14 protein-coding genes are annotated in these 17,737 nt (G+C 41.5%); 13 read left to right on the top strand and 1 reads right to left on the bottom strand.

The genetic code is table 11. The annotated features are described in order from the left end of the window. The first annotated feature begins 8 nt into the window (after positions 1-8). From J2S05_RS09885 to J2S05_RS09840, 10 genes are all read left to right on the top strand, one after another. Positions 9-1,187 carry a dihydrodipicolinate synthase family protein gene (locus J2S05_RS09885; RefSeq protein WP_306982322.1) on the top strand — a complete coding sequence of 393 codons (1,179 nt, stop codon included), beginning with the start codon at positions 9-11 and terminating at the stop codon, positions 1,185-1,187. Next, positions 1,184-2,005 (top strand): sugar phosphate isomerase/epimerase family protein, encoded by an 822-nt coding sequence (locus J2S05_RS09880; protein WP_306982320.1) that lies wholly within the window; start codon positions 1,184-1,186, stop codon positions 2,003-2,005. The genes J2S05_RS09885 and J2S05_RS09880 overlap by 4 nt, the downstream gene beginning before the upstream one ends. Before the next feature lie 24 nt (positions 2,006-2,029). Further along, positions 2,030-3,118, top strand: a complete 1,089-nt coding sequence (locus J2S05_RS09875) for a Gfo/Idh/MocA family protein (protein ID WP_306982317.1) — start codon at positions 2,030-2,032, stop codon at positions 3,116-3,118. Continuing rightward, positions 3,115-4,257 (top strand): Gfo/Idh/MocA family protein, encoded by a 1,143-nt coding sequence (locus tag J2S05_RS09870; protein ID WP_306982315.1) that lies wholly within the window; start codon positions 3,115-3,117, stop codon positions 4,255-4,257. The genes J2S05_RS09875 and J2S05_RS09870 overlap by 4 nt, the downstream gene beginning before the upstream one ends. A 153-nt stretch (positions 4,258-4,410) precedes the next feature. Continuing rightward, entirely contained in the window at positions 4,411-5,415 is a 1,005-nt protein-coding gene (locus tag J2S05_RS09865; protein WP_306982313.1) for a TRAP transporter substrate-binding protein, read from the top strand. Between the two features lie 15 nt (positions 5,416-5,430). Beyond that, positions 5,431-5,922: a TRAP transporter small permease gene (locus J2S05_RS09860; protein ID WP_306982310.1), complete on the top strand. Its 492-nt coding sequence runs from the start codon at positions 5,431-5,433 to the stop codon at positions 5,920-5,922. Next, complete coding sequence (locus tag J2S05_RS09855; protein WP_306982308.1) at positions 5,919-7,226, top strand: TRAP transporter large permease; 1,308 nt, start codon at positions 5,919-5,921, stop codon at positions 7,224-7,226. The genes J2S05_RS09860 and J2S05_RS09855 overlap by 4 nt, the downstream gene beginning before the upstream one ends. A gap of 267 nt (positions 7,227-7,493) precedes the next feature. Continuing rightward, a complete protein-coding gene (locus J2S05_RS09850; RefSeq protein WP_306982306.1) occupies positions 7,494-8,441 on the top strand; it encodes a sugar ABC transporter substrate-binding protein in 948 nt (315 codons plus the stop codon). 24 nt (positions 8,442-8,465) lie between these two features. Continuing rightward, positions 8,466-9,956 (top strand): sugar ABC transporter ATP-binding protein, encoded by a 1,491-nt coding sequence (locus tag J2S05_RS09845; RefSeq protein WP_306982304.1) that lies wholly within the window; start codon positions 8,466-8,468, stop codon positions 9,954-9,956. Between the two features lies 1 nt (position 9,957). After that, positions 9,958-10,956: an ABC transporter permease gene (locus J2S05_RS09840; RefSeq protein ID WP_306982302.1), complete on the top strand. Its 999-nt coding sequence runs from the start codon at positions 9,958-9,960 to the stop codon at positions 10,954-10,956. Positions 10,957-11,163: 207 nt separating this feature from the next. On the opposite strand, the gene J2S05_RS09835 is transcribed toward J2S05_RS09840, so the two are convergent. Next, positions 11,164-12,444, bottom strand: coding sequence for a globin-coupled sensor protein (locus J2S05_RS09835; RefSeq protein WP_306982300.1), 1,281 nt, complete (start codon positions 12,442-12,444; stop codon positions 11,164-11,166). A gap of 208 nt (positions 12,445-12,652) precedes the next feature. Here J2S05_RS09835 and J2S05_RS09830 point away from each other — a divergent pair, with 208 nt between their 5' ends. The 3 genes from J2S05_RS09830 (at position 12,653) to J2S05_RS09820 (ending at position 17,702) form a co-directional block, all read left to right on the top strand. Further along, positions 12,653-13,654, top strand: coding sequence for an ABC transporter substrate-binding protein (locus tag J2S05_RS09830; RefSeq protein ID WP_306982298.1), 1,002 nt, complete (start codon positions 12,653-12,655; stop codon positions 13,652-13,654). Between the two features lie 22 nt (positions 13,655-13,676). Next, complete coding sequence (gene fhuB / locus J2S05_RS09825) at positions 13,677-15,758, top strand: Fe(3+)-hydroxamate ABC transporter permease FhuB (protein ID WP_306982296.1); 2,082 nt, start codon at positions 13,677-13,679, stop codon at positions 15,756-15,758. A gap of 342 nt (positions 15,759-16,100) precedes the next feature. Next, positions 16,101-17,702 (top strand): glutathione ABC transporter substrate-binding protein, encoded by a 1,602-nt coding sequence (locus J2S05_RS09820; RefSeq protein ID WP_306982294.1) that lies wholly within the window; start codon positions 16,101-16,103, stop codon positions 17,700-17,702. Positions 17,703-17,737 lie beyond the last annotated feature (35 nt).

The following is a 17,737-nucleotide window of genomic DNA, read 5'->3' as shown; positions in this document are numbered from 1 at the left end:
GGCATATGATGGGATATTCTATTAAACTTCCAACCGAAGATCGTACACTTGAGACCTATACATTAAAGGGATCACCAGCTGCATTTAGTGGTACGGGGGGCTTTTCCTCCCGTACGGCTTATTCTGCAGCACATGTGGTTGTTGACCCTCTTTCATCCAGCCACCCTGTACTTGGTGGGGAGATTGATTGGGAGAGAACACTGCATTACCGTAGACATTTATATTCACTAGGATTTGGTGTGGCTGAAGCCATGGATACGGCACAGCGCGGTATGGGATTGTCTTGGGAAAGCGCTCAGGAACTAATCAAACAATCGTCAATCGAAGCTAAACGTGTAGGCGGATTAATTGCCTCAGGTGCAGGGACTGACCACTTAGATTTAAGTGTAGAGCATTCATTAGATGATATTATTCGCGCGTATAGCGAACAATGTGAATTTGTTGAAAGTCAAGATAGTGGAATCATTTTGATGGCTAGTCGTGCATTGGCACGTACAGCTAAACGTCCTGAGGACTATGGTCATGTCTACGGGCAGATTTTAGGCCAAACGACTAAACCAGTTATTCTTCATTGGCTTGGACCAATGTTTGATCCGGCACTTCAAGGATATTGGGGTGAAGCGGATTATGATCGGGCCATGGACGTTTGTTTAGAAATGATTCATCAAAACGAAGCAAAAGTGGACGGAATTAAGATCTCGTTGCTCGATAAAGACAAAGAGATCAAAATGCGTCGACTACTTCCGGAATCTGTACGTATGTATACAGGGGACGACTTTAACTATCCAGAGTTAATTGCAGGTGATGAGCAAGGATATAGTCATGCCCTTTTAGGGATTTTTGATGCCATTGCACCTGCTGCATCACATGCGCTAAAAGCTCTTGATCGTAATGATCTTGAGACCTATAACCGTGTTCTAGAACCGACCATTGCATTAAGCCGTCATATTTTTGAGACACCTACCTATGCGTATAAAACGGGTATTGTATTTATGGCCTATTTAAATGGTCATCAGTCTCATTTTAAAATGATTGGTGGAGCAGAGGGAACTCGTTCTATTCAGCATCTTACAAAGCTATTTAAGCTAATGGACGAGGCTAATTTAATTGAAGATCCTGAGCTTGCTGTGACTCGTATGAACCGTGTATTGCAACTTGCTGGAATTGAACAGGAGGTGCTCACATGAGTGGCCAAGCAGAATTAAGCAAGCTAAGTCTAAATCAAATTACAACGGAAAACTGGTCTTTATCTGAAGCAATAGATGGCTGTGAACGTAATGAAGTACCTTGGATCTCAATCTGGCGTCACAAGCTAGCTGAGTATGGAGTGAAAGAAACGGCAGCCCACTTAAAGCAAAGCGGGATCAAGGTCTCCAGTCTTTGTCGCGGGGGAATGTTTCCTGCAGCTACTCAAGAAGAGCGAGACAAAAGAATTGAAGACAATAAGCGCGCCATTGAAGAAGCGGCTGAGATCAATACAGACACGTTAGTGCTTGTTTGCGGTCCTTCTCCTGATAAAGATTTAGTTCAAGCGCGTAAACATGTTCAGGAGGGAATTGAGGCTATTATTCCTTACGCTGAACAGCATGGTGTGAAGCTTGGGATTGAGCCATTGCATCCAATGTATGCCGCAGACCGTTCTGTTATTAATACATTAGGGCAAGCCAATTCTTTAGTACAGTACTATAATTCCAAACAAGTAGGGGTTGTTGTTGATGTATTCCACGTATGGTGGGATCCACAACTAGCACAGGAAATTGAGGCGGCTAAAGGTAGCATTCTTGGTTTCCATGTATCTGATTGGAAAGTACCGATGCTTGATATGTTTAAAGGACGTGCCATGATGGGTGATGGAGTGATTGACCTGAATGGCATGCGTACTCAAGTAGAAGCGGCAGGCTATCATGGTCCAATCGAAGTAGAAATTATTAATCAAGAGATTTGGGACCGTCCAGGAGATGAAGTTCTCCAACAGATGAAAGAACGATATACTAAACATGTATAAAGAATAAAAAGGAGAGGTTTTTAGATGGGATTACAAGCAACTATTGATGACATCATTCAATCGATTGATGCAAATCGTCAAATCGAAGAACCTTTTTCTTTTTCTGTTATTGGAATGGATCATCCTCATATCTTTGGAATGGTTGAAGGGTTATGCCAGGCTGGCGCAACCCTTCATCATGTCTTTGATCGAGATGTGAAAAAGCAAGAAAAGCTACTAAAGGCCTATCCTACAGCGATAGCGGCTGAATCAATTGAAGAGGTGTTAGAGGATTCTTCTGAAATGATTGCAACAAGTATCATTCCTGCTGAACGAGCTGGACTAGGACTAAACGTACTGAAACATGATAAGCACTTTTTTTCGGCAAAAGCAGGATTTACCACAATAGAACAAGTCAAACAAGCAAGAAAAGCTGTTGAATCATCAAATAAAACGTGGGCTATTTTTTACGGTGAACGTTTGGGTGTGGAGTCAGCTGTGCTTGCACAGCATATTGTTGAAAAAGGATTAATAGGTCGAGTCTTTCAAGTAACTGGATCTGGTCCCCACCGCTTGAAGAAAGAAACTAGAGACGATTGGTTTTTTGATCCCGAGCAAAATGGTGGAATCCTAACAGATATTGGCAGCCATCAAATAGATCAATTCTTAATCTATTCTGGGGCAACGGATGCAAAAGTCCTTCATAGTAAAACGGCTAACTATCAGCATCCAGAGTATGGAGACTGGGAAGATTTCGGGGACGCGACATTGCTAGGTAATAATGGAGCGACTCAATATGTTCGAGTTGATTGGTTTACACCCGATGGATTACCAACTTGGGGAGATGGACGGACCGTTCTATTTGGAACAGATGGCTATATCGAACTTAGGAAATATGTTGATGTAGCACGTTCAAAAGAGAAAGACCATTTGTATATTGTGACGCAAACGGAAGAGCTTTATGTTCCTGTTAGTGGCAGGGTAGGCAAACCATATTTTTATGAATTACTGAAAGATTGCCAGAATGGCACTGAGCAAGCCATGTCACAAGAGCATGTGTTTCGAGTTGCTGAATTGGCAGTTGAGGCCCAGAATCAGGCTGTGCGCTTAAATGGCTGGGAGGTAGAAAAATGAGTGTAAAACAGGCTGAGGTCGTATTAATCGGAATCAACGGGTATGGAGAGAGTTACTTACGGTCATTGCTTGAACGAACAGACGCTATCCTCATAGGGGTAGTTGAAATTGCTGCCGAAAAGAGCAGCTTCTTTGACGTTTTAAAAGAAAGAACGATCCCTATTTTTAAAACGGTAGAAGCTTTTTATGAGAATCACTCAGCGGATCTCGCCATCATATCTACGCCAATCCATTTGCATACAAAACAAGCAATCTATGCGATGGAGCAAGGAAGTCACGTTCTCTGTGAAAAGCCACTAACGGGTGATCCGACAGATTTGCCGTTATGGAAGGAAACATCTGAAAAAACAGGGAAATGGGCAGCTATTGGCTTTAATTGGTCTTTCACTGAATCCATTCAATCATTAAAACAAGACATCATGGCCGGCGTATTCGGCAAAGCGATTCAATTAAAAACATTGGTTCTTTGGCCGCGAACAGAGGATTATTTTAATCGTTCTTCTTGGGCGGGAAAAAAACATAGCCCACAAGGTGTCATGATTATGGATAGCATTGCGAATAATGCCACAGCGCATTTTCTTCATAATATGTTCTATATGCTGGGTGACCAAATAGAGACAAGTGCTGCTGTTAAGAATGTAGAAGCACAGTTGTACCGTGTGAATGATATTGAAACCTTTGATACATGCTTAGTGAAAATGCAGACAGAGACTGGCACGGAATTACTCTTTAATGCATCTCATGCGGTAGAAGAAAGTGAAGGACCTATTTTTGAATATGAATTTGAAAAGGGAACGATTTACTTTAACTCAGAGGATGAACAGCCAACGATGCTTGCCAAGTTTAAAGATGGAACAACAAAGGATTATGGAAATCCACATATTCCCCATATCGATAAACTTAATTGGTGTCTGAAAGCTGTGCACGATGATAAGGCTCAGCCACCATGCGATTATTCTACTGCCGCGGTTCATGTTCAGGTGCTAGGTGTTTTAAACAATCAATTGGATCAAGTTATCGAGTTTCCGAAAGAAACGAGCTTGTACAATGAGGAGACTAAGCTTCATTATGTCCAAAATGTACAACAAGTGTTAACGGATTCTTATCAGAAGGGAACGATCCCTGTCCAGCCGTTTTAAGACGGTTACTAGGTTTTTATTTCCGATAATGAGAAAGATTTCTACATTCAATAAGACGAAAGCGCTTACTGTTAATATAATGGGCTTTGTATCATTATATTAGCAGTTTTTTTTATGGTCACATTTTGTTTGTATACAAGGGGTGTGAAGAAAATGAAAGGAAAGGTACCAGTTGCGCTTGGAATTTCTATACTGATCATTGGAAGCGCTTCATTTGCAATTCCGCAAATCATTGAAGCGAGAAGTGAGACAAAGACTTTAACAATTGCTCATATCCACAACGATTCTGCTCCTGTTTATCAGAGTTTAGAGGATTTTGCTAGTGGAGTGAATGAACGAACAACCGACAATTTGGACCTAGAGATTTATCCAAATGGAGCACTCGGTGATGAACGTGTCATGCTTGAATTAGTACAAACAGGTGTAATTGACATGGTCAAAGTTAACGCGGGGGCTTTGGAAAGTTTTGATCCTTCTTTTTCTGTTTTTAGTTTGCCGTATGTGTTCAGTGATGAAGAGCATTTTGAACGTGTGATGGACTCGGATACTGTTCAACAGATGTATGAGGACTTAGCAGATATCGGATTAAAAGGAATCACGTACTTTGATGCAGGAGCTAGAAGCTTCTATACTGCAAATAATCCAATAGAGAAACCTGAGGATTTATCTGGTTTAAAGATCAGAGTCATGACAAACAAAACATCGATTGAAACCATGAAGCTATTAGGAGCAGCACCAACTCCGTTGCCAGCATCAGAGGTATATACAGGACTTCAGCAAGGTGTTATTGATGGCGCTGAGAGTAGCTCTATTGCATTAGTTGACGCGAATCATGGAGAGGTAGCAAAGTATTTTTCATACGACGAACATACACGTATTCCTGACTTTTTAATTATGAGTGATCAGACGTGGAATGGATTAACAGAAGAAGAACAAGCGATTATCGAGGAAGAGGCAAAAGCTTCAACGCTTGAACACAATGAGCGTTGGAAAGACATGATTGATGAAGGCGTCGTGCAAGCAGAAGAAGAGATGGGCGTCACATTTAATGAAGTAGATCAAGAACCATTTCGCGAGTTAGTCGAACCTTTAGTACAAGAGAGTAGAGAAAATCCACAAATAGCAGAAATTTTGGATGCGTTTTCAAATCTAGAATAAAGAGGTGGATGAATCGTGGAGAGAATCAAAAGTGTGATTGACCGCATCATTATTGGATTTTCAAGTGTGTTAGTAGTCTTCCTTGTTGTCGGCGCAATTTGGCAGGTGTTTACAAGGTTTGTTCTCCAAAATCCAAGTGTTTTCACAGAAGAAGTTTTGAGATTTTCGTTAATATGGATTGGATTTTTGGGTGCCAGTTATGCGTTTGGACATAGAGAGCATCTTGCTCTAACATTTCTTACATCAAGGTTTGAGGGGCGGAAAAAGAGAGTATCCAACCTGGTAATTGATAGTAGTATTCTTGTTTTTGCTGTCCTTGTTTTTGTGGTAGGCGGATCTAGATTGGTGTTGGAAACCCTTAATCAGGTATCTCCCGTACTTGGATTGCCTATGGGTGTTGTATACGGTGTACTACCCTTAGCTGGAGTACTAATCATCTTCTATCAAGTGCTGAATATGAAGATTGATGCTGCTAAACTAGCGAATGAAAAGAGGGAAGCTGCATGAATGATATTGTCTTAACTGGGATCGTTCTCTTTTCCGTATTTTTTCTATTGATCATAATTGGGGTGCCGATCAGTATTGGTATTGGTATTGCCTCTTTTTCAGCTGCTTTAGTGATCCTGCCGTTTTGGGATGCACTAATGGTCCTCTCACAGCAGTTTATTACGGGAATTGATAGCTTTGTATTACTGGCTTTAGTGTTTTTCACGTTAGCTGGAAGTATCATGAATACAGGTGGTATTGCATTACGGCTTATTAATCTAGCTAAACTCCTAGGTGGAAGAATGTCGGGGTCGTTAGCGCACACAAATGTAATCGGTAACACGTTATTCGGGTCCATTTCTGGATCAGCGATTGCCTCAGCTGCTACGATGGGGCGAATTATGGGTCCTATGCAGAAGAAAGAAGGGTACGATCCTTCATACTCCGCAGCAGTGAACATCGCATCAGCTCCAACGGGTCTTGTTATTCCACCAAGTGGAACGCCTATTTTATACTCTCTTTTAACGGGTGGAACCTCGATAGGTGCATTATTTATCGCTGGTTATTTGCCAGGTTTCCTTATGGCATTTCTAGTGATGGTGGTGGCTTACATAATCGCTAAAAGAAAAGGATATTCTGTTGAAAACCCCGTGCCATTTTCTGAAGCACTAAAGGTAATTCTTCAAGCGATTCCTGCTTTATTCCTAATCGTTGTTGTGATTGGAGGAATAGCAGGGGGGATTTTTACAGCAACAGAAGGTGCGGCAGTGGCCGTCCTCTATTCTATCCTGTTAAGTCTCTGTTATCGTAGTTTGAAATTTAAAGACATTCCAATTATCTTAAAAGACACAGTTATATTTTCAGGGATAATACTCCTACTTATTGGTGCTTCGAGTGCCATGTCGTGGGTGTTGTCTTATTCAAAAATTCCCCAGGCCGTTTCAAGTGGGTTACTTGGAATCACCGAGAATGGAATATTATTAGTTTTAATTATGGTTTTGCTCCTATTAGTTCTAGGAACATTTATGGATATTGCTCCAGCCTTGCTTATCTTTACCCCAATTTTATTTCCGGTTGCTACCTCTTTAGGCATTCATCCTGTCCACTTTGGTATGATTATGTCACTTGGTTTAGCGATTGGAACAACTACACCTCCTGTAGGAACCGTGCTCTTTATAGGGAGTAAGGTGGGGAACGTTAGTGTGGAACAAGTGATAAAACCGTTGTTAGTTTTTTATATACCTATGGTTGTTGCTCTGTTAGCCGTTGCGTTTATCCCAGAGATTAGTTTATGGCTACCTCGTTTATTTGGACTAATTGATTAATTAGTACTCCAATACTAGTAGCCAATCTATAGTCAAATTTATGCCCTGTAGCCTTTAAAAAGGTTAAGGGCTTTTTTTTATGTTAAATTGTCAGAATGTTATTATTACGTGAAATTATCTAACTACTTAACTGACAAAATCCGACTAATCTTTTAAAATGTGAGTATGTGTTAGAAGTTTCACTATATTAGTAAAGTAAATAACAGAGCGGAATAGTCACATGAAGGCGAGTCAAGCTTACGAGATATACGGGAGGAGAGATAAACCTTGAAGTCTATTGGTTTGTTTTTAATTGGTATTTGCGTAAGTGGGTTGCTTGTTGGTTGCTCAACAACCAATGCAGAAGAATCAACAACACAAGTGACGGTTGTGTTAAAGACCTTAAGCAGCGAGTATTGGCAGCTGGTAGAGGCTGGGGCAATGGAGGCCGGCAAAGAATTAGGTATTGATGTAAGAGTGACGGGTCCATCTGCTGAATCGGAAATTATGGACCAAGTTAATTTAATTGAGGATGGCATTGTTCAGCAACCCGATGCATTTGTCATTGCGCCTATTCAGCCATCATCTGTAGTGCCGGCATTAGAACGTGCTTATGAAAGAGATATTCCAGTTTTATTATTAGATACAGATGTAGAGTGGGACAAAAAGACGTCCTTCGTAGGGACAGATAATTATTCGGCAGGACAAGCTGCTGGTAAGTTGATGCTTGAAAGTGTGGAAGAAGGAGATGAGGTAGCGTTAATTACAGGAATGCCTGGAAACACAGCAATTGATTCTCGAATTGATGGTGCAGTTGATGTCTTGGAGGAGAATGGAGTATTAATTGCAGCAAGGCAATCTGGCGACAGCGATAAGTCTGAGTCAGTTAATGTGGCATCAAATATCCTACAAAGAAATCCAGAAATTAAAGGCATCTATGCTGCAAGTGATGATATGGCGATTGGAGCCTATCGCGCTGTTAATCAAACGAATTTAGATATTCCTGTGATAGGCACAGATGGAAATCTTGAAGCAACGGAAAATATCATTGCAGGAGGGTTGTCAGGAACGATTGCACAAAGCCCTTATGATATGGGATACCAGTCTGTTATAGCGGCAGCAAAGGCGGCAAGTGGACAGGAGGTAGAAGCAAGAATCCCAACGGAAATTCAAACCATTACGGAGGATTCAGCGCCTGAACAAGCAGAATTTATCAGAGGAGTCCTTAATCGATAACACATACTTGGAGAGGGTGAGTAGATGAGTGAACCATTGCTTCAGGTTATACAAGTCAAAAAGTCTTTTTCCGGTACAGAGGTCTTAAAAGGGTTGGATCTCGATGTGGAAGCTGGAGAAGTGCACGTGTTATTAGGAGAGAATGGGGCGGGAAAATCAACGTTAATAAAGATGTTAACGGGAGCGTATTCCATGGATGAAGGGGAGATGTATTGGCAGGGAGAAAAGGTAACCTTCGAAACTCCTTCTGATTCCATGAATGTTGGCATTGCAACGATCTACCAAGAATTAAATATGATTCCGGAATTAAAAGTATATGAGAATATCTTTTTAGGGAACGAAAGACATCGCTTTAGCATGCTTAATCGTAAACATATGAAAAGGAAGGCAAGAGAGCTACTTATACGCCTGGGGCAGAATCCGGATTTAATTGAGAAGAGAACAGGATCACTAGGTATTGGTTTACAGCAAATTATTGAAATTGCTAAGGCTTTGACAACTGATGCGAAGCTATTAATTATGGATGAACCTACTTCTAGTTTAAGTGGAACAGAAGTAGAGCAGCTCTTTGCATCTGTAAAGGAGCTACGAAAAGAAGGCCTTGCTATTATTTTTATATCTCACCGGTTGGAGGAGATTAAGGAGCTTGGTGACCGGGTCACTATTTTAAGAGATGGATTAAAGGTAGAGACATTGCCAGTTAAAGAGACAATTTCGGATAAAATGGTCGAACTGATGGTTGGACGAACACTTAATGAGAAATTTCCTAAAATTGAATCTGAGCGAGGAAAGGAAGGGTTGCGTGTAGATGGGTTACAGATCGCGATGTATCCAGAACCTCTTTCATTTTCTGCCTATCAAGGGGAGATTCTCGGACTTGCTGGGCTTGTGGGCGCAGGTCGAACCGAACTTGCCCGAGCCATATTTGGCGCAGATCCCAAAACACAAGGCTCAATCTCTATATTTGGTCAGGAAATGACCATCAATTCCCCAAAAGACGCCATCCAGGCAGGCCTTGCTTTTATAACGGAAGATCGAAAAGGTGAAGGATTAGTTTTAGGACAAACCCTTCGATTTAATATAAATCTCGGATCTTTATTTAAGTATAAACAAGCAGGGGTGTTGAAAAAACGGGCTCTATATAAGAATGGGGAGCACTATGTACAGGAGTTGAACATTCAACCAGCCAAAGCTGGAATGAAGGCGCGTTTTTTAAGTGGTGGAAACCAACAAAAGGTGGTTATTGCCAAATGGCTTTCAACGGATGCTGAGGTTTTTATCTTTGATGAACCAACACGGGGTATTGATGTTGGGGCAAAGGTGGAAGTGTATAGATTAATGAATGAATTGATTGAAAAAGGAAAGATTGTAGTAGTCATTTCCTCCGAGTTACCTGAACTATTGGGAATGTGTGATCGCATATTAGTGATGCATGAAGGTACGCTTACAGGAGATTTTGATAGGGAAACTGCATCTCAGGAACGGATCATGAGAGCGGCGACAGGGGGCAAATAATATGGCAGAGCTACAACAAAATACGGAGACCGCAGACACGAAATCATCTTCTTTTTATCGCGATTTTTTGACTAAGTTTGGTGCGCTTTTTGGCTTATTAATTCTCTGTATCATTCTCTCATTTTCCACAGAGTACTTCTTTACAGTTGATAATATGTTTAACATTACACGTCAGGCAAGTATTATTGCCATTCTGGCACTTGCTGTGTTACTACCTATTCTTACGTCGGGCATTGATTTATCAGTAGGATCCTTGCTGGCACTCTCAGCTATGGTCATGGGGGTTGTTTCTGTTAACTGGGGGTTAGGTCCTGTGCTTGGGATTATCTCTTGTTTAGCGGTAGGGGCATTTTTTGGATGGCTAAATGGACTGGCTTTAACAAAGCTACGCTTGCCACATCCATTTATCTCAACATTAGGAATGATGAACATTGCCAGAGGTTTTGCCCTTATTATTACTGGGGCTGCTCCTATTGCAGGATTTGCATTTTCTATTCAATATATTGGCAGCGGATCAATTGGTCCGGTTCCAGTCAGTTTTTTAGTTGTCATCTTCTTATATGTGGCTATGCATTTCTTTTTGACGAGGACGACAATTGGCACCTATATCTACGCAATTGGAGGAAACAAAGAAGCGGCCCGACTTTCCGGTATAAATGTGGATAAGATCTTAATCCTTGTCTATACCTCAAGTGGTCTATTGGCGGGTGTTGCGGGATTAGTAATGGTAGGAAGAGTAGACTCGGCCTTTCCACTAGCAGGGATGGGGTATGAACTTGATGCAATTGCCGCAGTCATCATTGGTGGGGCGAGTTTATTTGGTGGAATTGGAACGGTTTGGGGAACGATGATTGGTACGTTAATCATTGCTGTTTTGAGAAATGGCTTGAATTTATTAAATGTCTCTTCTGATTTACAGATGACCATTATTGGTGCGGTTATTATCCTAGCCGTTTACATCGATGTTCTTCGTCAACGTGGACAGACAAAAGAAGCGTAATAGTATGTAGTCTTTGTCCCCTTACAAATGAGCTAAAACTAGCGTAGGACATACATGTAGACTCCCATGGAAAGCGGAGTGTATGTCCGGAGCGGTGACCTCGCTCTCTTATAACGAGAAAAACCCGAAAGATCATGCGAGATTAACAGCATAATCTTTCGGGTTTTTAGATAGCTAAAGCAGTTCTTTCCAGTCCCTTTACATAAATTAATGATTCATTTCGTTTAGGCGATCCGCGGAGATAGACACCTGCATAGCGTCTTGTTTCATTCCGTCAATTTTTGAAAGTAGTTCTGTGATCTTTTCTGTGATTGTATCATTTTGCTGTTTGCTTAGATTGGTTGAATCCTGGATGCGTGTAAATGATGAGGCGGCCTGACCTGTTAGCATCTGTGTTTTTTTCATAGAGGAATCAATGGTTGTCATGGCAGATGAGACATTGTCCATTTGTTCGGCTGTATCTGCGATTAGTTTTTTGATGTGTGTAGTGGCCAACCTGGTTTCTTCAGCGAGTTTCCTGACCTCTTCTGCAACGACCGCAAACCCTTTACCTGCGTCTCCCGCTCTTGCGGCTTCAATGGAAGCATTTAGAGCTAGTAAATTTGTCTGTTCTGCAATAGAGCTTACCATCCCAATAATATCTGTAATTTCTTTTGTACTGGCGTGGAGCCGATCTGTTTGAGCAGTTACTTTGTGGATGTGATTCTCTAGCATGGTTGATTGCTCTTTTTGATCCTGCATATGTGTTTGGCCATCTTTGCATAATGTGGCTGATTTGATTGCAAGTGTCATGCCTTCACGAGCGATGTCATTAATCAAATGGGCATGAGATTCAGTTGCCTGAATGGACGTGTTGGTTTCAATAGATATTGCTGCTAACTCTCCGGCCGATTGATTCATTCGATCTAAAAGTTCTGTTCGGCGAGCGTGTTCTTGTTCATTACGCACCTGATCCTGTTTTTCATAGGAGTCCATAACAAGCTGCTGCTCAAAACTAAGGATTTTGGCGATAGAATCAAAGGCTTCAAATTTTTGTGAATCGAGCAAACGTGAATCTTTGGCTATGACTTGAAAAATGGCTGATTGCAAATTACAGAAAGCAGCTAAATACCACTTCGATTGTAAGCCAATACGAACATGAGCAGTGGCAATTCGTTTTCGTTTATCTACAAAATCTCTATTTAAAGTTCCTGAAAACATATCTAGTATATGAGCTTTTAACGTATTTTTAAGCTTTTCAACAGAAGAATGAGCATTGATCATGGAAAGTAAATTTGGTTGTTGAATAATGGATTGGTAAAATGAATCGGTTATTTCGTCGATTGAAGCACAAACGGCATGTTTGATCTGCATGAGATGAATGATATCTTTTTTTGATAGATGGATCATCTCTAATTGAATTAAGATATCCTCAGGTGGGTTGAAATCCACCATGTGCTCTGGTTCAGCGACAATGGGTGGTTGTGTTCTTTTGAATGTGAGCTTCATATCTGTCTCCCCTTTTTCATTCTCTCTTTTATATCGGCAAGAACTTGAAATGTTTGGAATTTTACTGTGTTTTTTAAAAGATTTTTAGCTTTTTTTCATATGCTATAAAACTGCTTATTGACGGGAACGAACGAACTTGCTATTCTCAATTGAGAATGATTTTTATTACCGTTTGAAACGGATACATATATACTGGGGGAAATTGAAGATGGTATGGTTAAAAGGCAAAGCGTTTGCAGGAGTTCTAGGTACATCATTAGTATTATTGGCAGGTTGTGGAAGTGGCGACGCTGAGAATGATACAACGGATCCACAAGGTGACGAAGCATCAGGTGAGGTTCGTACATTTGAACATACAAGAGGAACGGCAGAAATTGAAGGTGTTCCAGAAAAAGTCGTTGTGCTTGAATGGGGTTATGTAGAAGACTTTTTAGCACTCGGAATTAATCCTGTGGGAGTTGCAGATATAGAAGGAATGAGTCAATGGGTTGATATTGGAATGGAGATGCCTGATGGAATTGAAGACATCGGAATGCGTAATACGCCTAACCTCGAAATGATCGCAGCACTTGAGCCTGATTTAATTGTAGGATTGGAATCAAATGTGGAGACGAGCTATGATGAGTTAAAAGAGATTGCTCCTACACTTGTTTATAATCCTTATCCTGCTGAAGGAGAAGGTACGCAATACGATCGAATGATTGAAACGTTTAATGAAATTGCGACCATTATGGACAAGGAAGAAGAAGCACAAGAAGTATTAGATGGAATTGATGAGATGTTTGAAGAATCGAAACAAAAAATTGAGGACGCTGGTAAGGGCGGCGAAGAGTTTGTCGTTGCGATGGCTTATAGTGACCAAAATGCAGTAACCTTCAGATTACATGATGATACATCAATGGCGGCTCCTATGGTTGAAAAAATGGGGCTTGTTAATGGGTTCCAATCTAATCAATTTGAACAATATGGTTTTACTTCGGCCGACGTTGAAGCTCTTCCTGCGATAGAAGATGTGAACTTCTTTACCATTATGCAAGATAGTGATGACGTGATTGAGAATCAATTAAAAGATAACCCAATTTGGAACGGATTAAACTTTGTACAAGAAGATCGTATTTATCCATTAGGTGGCGATGCGTGGCCATATGGAGGACCTCTTTCTGCACAGGTATATGCTGAAAAGGTCGTAAACGCAATTACGAATGAGTAATAAAAAGAGAGGTGATGGAGCTGTGGTTGCAAGTAGTGGACTACCTCCTGACATCTCAGTCAAAAGAAGCTTGAGGCCACTAATGATGTTAATTGGTGGTTTTATTGCTTTAGTTCTTACCTTGTTCATTAGTTTGACTCAGGGAAGGGCAGATGTGTCAGTACATGATGTCACTCAGGCATTATTTAACCGTCAGGATCTTGCTGAGCATCATTTGATATGGGCGAATCGATTACCACGAGCGGTAATGGGTATAATCTCGGGCTGTGCGCTTGCGGTTGCTGGGGCTCTTATGCAGACAGTTACTCGCAATCCACTAGCTTCAGAGACGACTTTAGGTGTAAATGCAGGGGCATATCTGGCAGTCATTACAGGTATGATCTTTTTCCCAGCACTCCAGTCTCAATTTGCTTTTCCTATTGCTGTTCTCGGTGGCGCGGGAGCCGCAGCGGCTGTGTTTGCTTTAGGTGGGGGACGCAGAAGTACACCGATTCGTGTAGCTCTCTCAGGTATGATTGTAACCCTTGTCCTTTCATCCGTGACTAGCGCATTAATTATGCTCAACCAGCAAACGGTGCAAGGTGTCTTCCTTTGGGGCTCTGGTTCGCTTGTGCAAAATGATTGGAGCGGCGCCAGTTTTTCATGGCCGTGGGTTGTAGGAGGAATCCTCCTAGTTTGTTTAACGGCGCGTCAGTTGGACGTTCTTACGTTAAATGAGGAAACGTCAAAATCCTTAGGTCAAAAAGTCCGGCAAACTCGTTTTCTTGCCATGACAGTTGCCGTTGTTATCGCCTGTGTCAGTGTGAGTGTGGTAGGTCCTATTGGTTTTATTGGATTAGTCGCACCTCACCTTGTTCGTATGATGGGTGTAAGAAAACATATATGGTTACTTCCAATTAGTGCGCTCTGGGGAGCTGTTGTTTTACTTTTGGCAGATACAATCGCTAGAAGTTTGATTGATGCCTATGGGGAACTGCCAGCTGGAGCCATAACGGCAGCTATTGGAGCGCCTTGGTTAATTTGGCTTGCACTAAGAATGTCTAAACTATCAAAAGGAAGTACAGGCTTTAGCTCCAATATGTCAATGAATGTTGGAGGATCTCGTAGAATTGGCTCCTTTAAAATTTGGGTGAGTGTATTTTCCATTCTGATGCTGTCTGTTTGGACATTGAGTCTAACAAGTGGAAGTCTTTATATTCCTCTCACGGATGTCTGGGCGGCACTAGTTGGGCAGGGACAAGCCATTCATGAGAAGATTCTATTTGATTTCCGATTACCGCGATTATTAATAGCAGGTATTTCAGGTATGGCGATTGCTGTAAGCGGAAGTCTCATTCAGAATACAATTCGAAACCCACTTGGTGACCCTCAAGTGATTGGGATCACAAGTGGTGCAGGTGTTGGTGCTCTGTTAATCATTGTTGTATTTCCGCAATTAACTGGAGCTTGGCTTGTAATTGGAGCAGTGCTCGGAGGTATTACAGCGGCTAGTATTGTGTATTCTGTTTCTTGGCGTCGTGGACTCGATCCAATGATCCTTACGTTAGTTGGAATAGCAGTGGCTGCTGCTGGTGCAGCTTTTATCAATATCTTAATTGTTTACGCTAAAGTATCTGTAGCCCCAGCTTTAACATGGATGGCAGGAAGTGCCTATGGACGAGGCTGGAGCGAGCTGCGTGTTCTTTTTCCATCGGTTGTCATTCTGTTATTGATCGCATGGTGGCAGGGAAGGAAAGTAGATCTACTTTCCTTCAGTGAAGAGAGCTCAACCGGGCTCGGACTCAAGGTAAAGCAGACACGATTGTCTGTAGCCATTATTGCTGTGCTGCTTGCTTCGATTGCAGCTGCAAATGTTGGGGCGGTAGGTTTTATAGGGTTACTCGCGCCTCACGCGGCGCGAATGCTTGTAGGACCGCACCATCGGCAAGCCGTCATATTATCTGCATTAATTGGTGGACTACTACTCGCCGCAGCAGACTGGATTGGCGTAGTTCTCCTCGCGCCAAAAGAGTTACCTGCAGGTGTGGTTACCGCTTTAATAGGTGCACCTTATCTCTTATATCTAATGTATCGATCAGCAAAACCTACTATTATAAACAGATGAAATAAGCAGGGATGAAATCAACATGATTTTGTCCCTGTTTTCTATAATCTTAAATCTGTGATTTTGGTAGTTTGGTATTTCACCTACTAAAGTTCTATATATTCCTACAATTTGGAATATTGAATAGTCAGAATTAACAAAAGACACAAAACCTTCACATTATAAATCGCTTTCCTATCCAAAATTATAGTAGGTTAAAGAGGTCTATTCCATAGATACGATTTCGTTCCTTTGTCTTCTCCCCTGAGAATGTCGAAATAAGCTTACATGTTTCTATGGGGGAACGGTAAATGGAGAGAGGACAAATGAATGAAAGAACAAATATTATGAAGGAGGAAAACGATGACAAAAAGCGTAAAAAGGAAATTAGGTTTTGGAACGATGGGCTTTGCTGCTGCATTAGTTCTTGGGGCATGCGCAAGTGATGCAAATGTAGAGAGTAGTGCAGATGGAGGGGATTCGGAAGTTGGAACTGGAGGTGGAGACCTTGTCTTGGCCGTCTTATCAGACGCCAATACGCTAGATCCACATACGGCTAACGATGTTCCATCTGGCAACATCCAGACTAATATGTTTGAAACACTGGTTAAGTACAATGAAGACATGGAACTTGAACCTTTACTTGCTGAGTCGTGGGATGCGATTGAGGAAGACGTATGGGAATTTAAACTAAGTGAAGATGTTCTTTTTCATGATGGTTCAGAATTCAATGCCGAGGTTGTAAAAGCTAATATTGAGCGAATCCTTGACGAAGAAGTGGCTTCACCTAGAAGAATTTTATTTGAAATCATTGAAGATATTAATGTGATTGATGATCATACGATTCAACTAAAAACTGAGGTTCCATTTGCACCGCTTCCAGCCCATTTTGCACATTATGCTTCAAGTATCGTTAGCTTGGAATCGATTGAAGAAGATTATGCAAATTTTGAAGCTGGCGGTCAACCAGGAGAATACATAAATGAAAATCCTGTAGGGACCGGATATTTTACATTTAACAATTGGGCACCCGGAGATCAAATTGTACTCGACAAGAATCCTGATTATTGGGGTGAGCCTGCTAAAGTTGATACTGTGACATTCCGTGTTGTCCCTGAGGATCAAGTAAGGATTGGAGATTTACAAACAGGAGCAGCGCATATTATTGACCCTGTTACAGCGAGTGATTTTAATCGTCTAAATACTACTGATGGAATTAATGCCTATGATCGAAACGCTGCAAGCATAACGTATCTAGGCTATAACATGCAGAAGGAACCGTACACGGATAAAAATGTGCGGAAAGCTATCTCAATGACGATTAATAAAGAAGATATGATGAATGGTATTCTAGATGGGACAGGAGAAGTTGCACTAGGTCCTGTTAATGATACTAACTTCGGCTATAGCGAAAATGTCGATCCAGTTGAAAGAGATGTTGAGCAGGCCAAGGAGCTTCTTGCCGAAGCGGGATACGAAGATGGCTTTGATACAACCATTTGGACAAACGATAATCGTGAACGTATGGATATCGCAGAGATGGTTCAACAGAACTTACAAGAGATCAACATAAATGCAGAGATCAATGTTGTGGAATGGGGAGCGTACCTTGATGCAACAGGTGGCGGAGAGCATGATATGTTCATCCTAGGCTTATCTTTAGGTACTGGGGATGCAGACTATCCAATGCATATGCTCTTCCATTCTGACAATGCAGGTCCTCCAGGGAACCGAGTATTTATGGAAGACGATACATTTGATGAAATGCTTCATAATGCTCGAATTGAGCAGGACGAAGATACTCGCTTAGGTCTTTACGAGGAAGCGACTAACTATTTAAATGAAGAAGCACCAATGGCGTTCTTATATCACCCTTCTCATATTATGGGCTACAGTGATGGGGTAGAAGGTTTCTGGGCGGATGCTTCTGGATTCTATCAATTAAGAGACGTCACGATACCGTAACAAACGTATAAGAGTTGTCTATCCTTTTTGGGTAG

It is taken from the genome of Alkalicoccobacillus murimartini (genome assembly GCF_030813245.1).
In the GTDB taxonomy this organism is placed as follows: domain Bacteria; phylum Bacillota; class Bacilli; order Bacillales; family Bacillaceae_D; genus Alkalicoccobacillus; species Alkalicoccobacillus murimartini.
The sequence above is the reverse complement of the archived record's forward strand: the minus strand, read 5'-3'. Positions and strand labels throughout refer to the sequence as shown.